Annotated in this window: 3 protein-coding genes; 1 reads left to right on the top strand and 2 read right to left on the bottom strand. The window is 47.1% G+C overall.

Features of this window, described 5'->3' with window-relative positions; translation table 11 throughout:
• Positions 1 to 531: 531 nt before the first annotated feature.
• Positions 532 to 2,985 (top strand): phosphoenolpyruvate synthase, encoded by a 2,454-nt coding sequence (gene ppsA, locus FP815_07385; GenBank protein ID MBA3014763.1) that lies wholly within the window; start codon positions 532 to 534, stop codon positions 2,983 to 2,985.
• Positions 2,986 to 3,290: 305 nt separating this feature from the next.
• Here ppsA and FP815_07380 read toward each other — a convergent pair whose 3' ends face one another.
• A complete protein-coding gene (locus tag FP815_07380) occupies positions 3,291 to 3,629 on the bottom strand; it encodes a hypothetical protein (GenBank protein MBA3014762.1) in 339 nt (112 codons plus the stop codon).
• Between the two features lie 28 nt (positions 3,630 to 3,657).
• Positions 3,658 to 4,518 (bottom strand): HDOD domain-containing protein, encoded by an 861-nt coding sequence (locus FP815_07375; protein MBA3014761.1) that lies wholly within the window; start codon positions 4,516 to 4,518, stop codon positions 3,658 to 3,660.
• Positions 4,519 to 4,838 lie beyond the last annotated feature (320 nt).

Genomic DNA, 4,838 nt, shown 5'->3' with positions numbered 1-4,838 from the left:
TCGGTTTACAGTTTACAGTTGACGGTGATTGGGTCCTGTCAATGGCTGAGGACACACTGACATTGAGTATCATGCGATGATTTATGACTAACCATGATTTTTTTAACCGTAAACCGATAACTGATTACTGTTAACCTGTGTAGTTATCATACTTGAAGGGTCATTTTATAATACAGAAGTGATTTTTGGTTAGGATCACCAACTGCTGATCATGAATTGTGATGTTATGGCCGAAGAGCTTTGATACTTTTGGGTGTGAGTGTTTATTCCCACGTTGTGGTTGTAATTTATTGATCAAAGATAAGGGAAATGGGGTGGCTCAAGGGAATTTTTTTTGTTTAAACACAGGTGCCCCCCTCGCCATAGGCTATATTTTAAGTTGACCTGATACATGCCTTTATAATATAGTCTAACAATTCTTGTAACTTTGGTTTTGTTGGACAGAGAGAAGCGATTCGAAGTGGTAAATTCTGGTTTGGTAATTGTGAATTTCTTAATGAAATATATCAACTTTTATGATGGGAGATGGAGATGTCCGAAAAACATGACGAAAAATTAATTCTCTGGTTTGATGAAATCGGCATAGAGGATGTACCGCTGGTTGGTGGCAAGAATGCTTCTTTGGGTGAGATGTATCAGAAGCTCACATCGAAGGGAGTTGCCGTACCCCATGGTTTCGCCATCACAGCGTATGCCTATCGCCATCTCTTGAAGACAGCCGGCATCGCCCAGGCTATTGAAGATGCTTTGGCCGGGCTTGACACTCATAATCTTTACAATCTGCAGGAACGTGGAGAGAAGGCTCGAGATATTATTCGTACGGCCAAGTTTCCGGATGATCTTCGCCAAGCCATTGCAGAAGCGTATACTAAGATGGAAGCCGAGTATGGTCCCAATACCCCGGTCGCTGTTCGTTCTTCCGCCACTGCCGAAGACCTGCCTGATGCCTCATTTGCCGGTCAGCAGGAAACTTACTTGAACATTTCTGGCATCGATGCAGTAATTGACAATTGTCGTAAGTGTTTTGCCAGCCTTTTTACCAACCGCGCTATCTCTTATCGACACGACAAAGGGTTTGGTCAATTTGATGTTTATCTCTCCATCACGATCCAGAAGATGGTCCGGAGTGATTCCGCCTCTTCAGGTGTTATATTCTCCATCGACACAGAGAGCGGCTTCACCAATGCCGTGTTCCTGACCGGAGCATGGGGGTTAGGAGAAAATGTCGTTCAAGGCGCAGTCAATCCAGATGAGTTCTATGTGTTTAAACCCACCTTAAAGCAGGGTAAGCGTCCGATTGTAGGAAAGCGTGTCGGCAGTAAAGAGATCAAGATGATTTACAATACCGATCCGGGTGCTAAGGAGCCGGTTAAAAACATCCCGACCACACCAGCAGAACGTGGAAGTTATGTCATAAATGACGATGAAATCCTTAAACTTTCTGAGTGGGCGTGCATTATTGAAGATCATTATGATAAGGCGATGGATATCGAGTGGGCTAAGGATGGTGACGGAGTGAATGTTGGCACGGGTGAGCTCTTTATCGTTCAGGCCCGTCCTGAAACCGTGCACTCCCAGACCTCCAAGAAGGTCATGGAAACCTATGTCATGAAGGAGCATGGCAAGATCCTGGCCACTGGTCAGGCTGTCGGTGCCAAGGTCGGTCAAGGTATCGCTAACGTTATCGAAAATGTTATCGATATTCATGATTTTAAAAAGGGTCAGGTACTGGTTACTGACATGACCGATCCGGATTGGGAACCAATCATGAAGATCGCTAGCGCTATTGTCACCAACCGTGGTGGACGTACCTGCCACGCTGCGATCATTTCTCGGGAGCTTGGAATTCCCTGCGTTATTGGCACTGAAAACGGCACCAAGAACATTAAGTCAGGTGTCGAGGTTACGGCTTCATGTGCCGAGGGCGAGGCTGGACATATTTATGAAGGACTGCTCAAGTTTGAAGTTGAACGGGTTGACCTGGATAATATCCCGGAAACTAAGACCAAGATCATGATGAACGTTGGTATTCCTGAGAAGGCCTTTACCGAGGGACAGATCCCTAACGAAGGTGTTGGTCTTGCCCGTGAGGAATTTATCATCAACTCTCATATCGGAATTCACCCCTTGGCCCTCTACTATTTTGACGACTTGAAGGGAAAAGCCGCTGCCGGTAATGCTGATGCAGCTGATGTGGTCCGGAAGATAGATGAGAAGACCACAGCTTACCCTGGAGACAAGAAACAGTTCTTTATTGATAAATTGGCTGAAGGTGTAGGTCGTATCGGCGCTGGCTTCTATCCTAAGGACGTTATTGTTCGTCTCTCCGACTTCAAGAGCAACGAATACGCTAACTTGATCGGCGGACATTTTTACGAGCCCGAGGAGAGTAACCCAATGATCGGATGGCGGGGTGCCTCCAGATATTACGACGAGAAATATAAGCCCGCTTTTGAATTGGAGTGTAAGGCCTTGTTGAAGGTCCGTAATGAGATGGGGTTGAACAATATTAAATTGATGGTGCCTTTCTGCCGGACCCCGGAAGAGGGACGTAAGGTTATTGAGGTGATGCGTGAGTTCGGTCTGGTGCAGGGAGAAAACGGACTTGAAGTCTATGTTATGTGCGAGATCCCGAGTAACGTTATTTCCGCTGATGCCTTTTGTGATGTCTTTGACGGCTTTTCTATTGGTTCCAATGACCTGACCCAGTTGATCCTCGGGTTGGATCGCGATTCTGACCTGGTCGCTCATATTTATGATGAACGGAACGATGCGGTCAAAACTATGGTCAAGATGGTAATTGATACAGCCAAACGCCGCGGTCGTAAGATTGGAATTTGCGGTCAGGCCCCCAGTGATTTCCCAGAGTTTGCGACCTTCCTGGTGGAGTGTGGTATTGATTCGATCAGTCTTATTTCCGACACGGTTATCAAGACCCGTCTGTCAATTGCCCAGAAGGAGAAGGAGATGGGAATTACTCCGTAAGGAGGAATCAGAAGGCGATAAAGCTAAGTGTAAAATTGAGGAGAAGAGCGCCGTTCCGGGCTCTTCTCCTTTTTTTGGTAATAACCCAGAGGTAGATTGTAACTATGTATAAGTGGATATTGAAGGATGACTCGATACTGTGTCTCTGCGAGGTGTGCTCAAAAAAAGATTATAAAAACCTGGTCATCCGTCAGCCATGGCGTGCAAAGGACAAGAACAGCATTGTGACTTGCGAACGCTGCGGAAAAAAAGACCCTGTGGAGTTTTAGATAAAACCTTTACTGCCTCTGTGGCTTTGGTATGTTTTAAATTGGGAAGACCGCAACCTTTTTAACTATAGTCAGAATTGACTCGATTAATTCAGGATCAGGGTCAATGAAGCGAATTGCCATACCTGAGTCTTTTTTTGATTTGGTGTGGTTGACCCAGATCACTTCAGCCATGAACTTCACGTTATGAAGATCGCCTATCGAAAAGGTTAGTTCCGTCTTTTCAGTTACAGGTGGTGGCGTGGTGGTGTAAAGAAACATTCCATCGACGGAGATATCGCGGGTGTGTGAAATCAGGTAGTCTCCATCATGGATGAAGTTGACCTGAAATTGAGCGGGAACCCTTGATGCTATTCGTCGTTCAGGGTATTTCATCGGTGGTTTCCTTGTATTTTCCGCGTCCCTAAGTGAATTCTAGGGTACTGGCACCTGTAAACTGTTCGTAAAACAGATTGATGATAGTTTCCATGTTTTCTGTGAAACCAGGGATTTCCGGTAAACCGTCCGCTGCGGTCTCATAACTCTCCTTGACGAGATAGATGGAGTTTTCGGCGTCCCCACTTGGGATACCGATGCTTTCAGCCAGGTGATTGGCCAGGTAAATGATCTGGCGAGGTAGATGATACTGACAAGCACTAAGGTTGTGATGGCTGCCAACGGGATCGATGATGGCTTCTGGCAACCCCCACTTATGGAGTAAGGCTATTCCGACTTTGGCGTGATCAGTATGGAGTAGGGCCTTTTCAAGGGCAAGCATTGTCGGGTAATCGTTGATGCCGCCGCGGTTCATTGATTCAACTTGTAGGTGCCGGTTGAGGATGATCTTGCCCACATCGTGGAGAAGGCCGGCGCTGTAAAGGCTTGAAAGGCCATCGATTTTAGCGTGACGGCCTATGAGGACCGCCAAGAGGGCAGTGGCATGGGAGTGGCGCCACAAGGCCCCTGGTTCGAGATTGTATGCTTCTTGGGGGGTCTTGAGTATCCCTGCCGAGGCAGAAGTAATGGCAATCATTCGGACGCTGTCAAGGCCAAGGCGGACGATGATATCGCGGATTGAAGAGATTTCCTTCATATGCCCGAAATAGGCGGAGTTGGCCAGGCGAAGCATGTTGGCCATCAGGCTCGGATCTTGGTTGATTTTTCGGCAGAGACCGGCAATATCACATTCGCTCTGGTTGGCTAGAGACATGACATCGAGTGCGATATCGGGTCTGGGAATCAAACGGTCTATGTCTTTGATGAAGTTGTTTGCGATAGTGTTCATGAGATGTCCTTAAAATGGTGACGACGGGCTGGCTCTTACCCATGACTGTATTGAAAGCCATTTTTCAAAGCTTACCACAGCCAATTTCACGAAGTCAATCATTCCTGTTTGGCAACTGCTCAGGTTGTCGGTTTGCGGTTGATAGTTGACGGTGAGTAACCCTTCCGATGGCTGATCACATATTGTAACTGTCCAGCAGTGCCACATCTGCGTTGTTATCGGCCTGCTCATGTGCGAAAAGCACACATCGCAGGCCGATGCCTAGCATCTGCGGCACTGCTGAACAGTTACGGTTCTGGGCTTCGGCACCTTTCTGGGTC

The organism is Desulfobulbaceae bacterium, from assembly GCA_013792005.1.
GTDB lineage: Bacteria > Desulfobacterota > Desulfobulbia > Desulfobulbales > VMSU01 > VMSU01.
The sequence above is the reverse complement of the archived record's forward strand: the minus strand, read 5'-3'. Positions and strand labels throughout refer to the sequence as shown.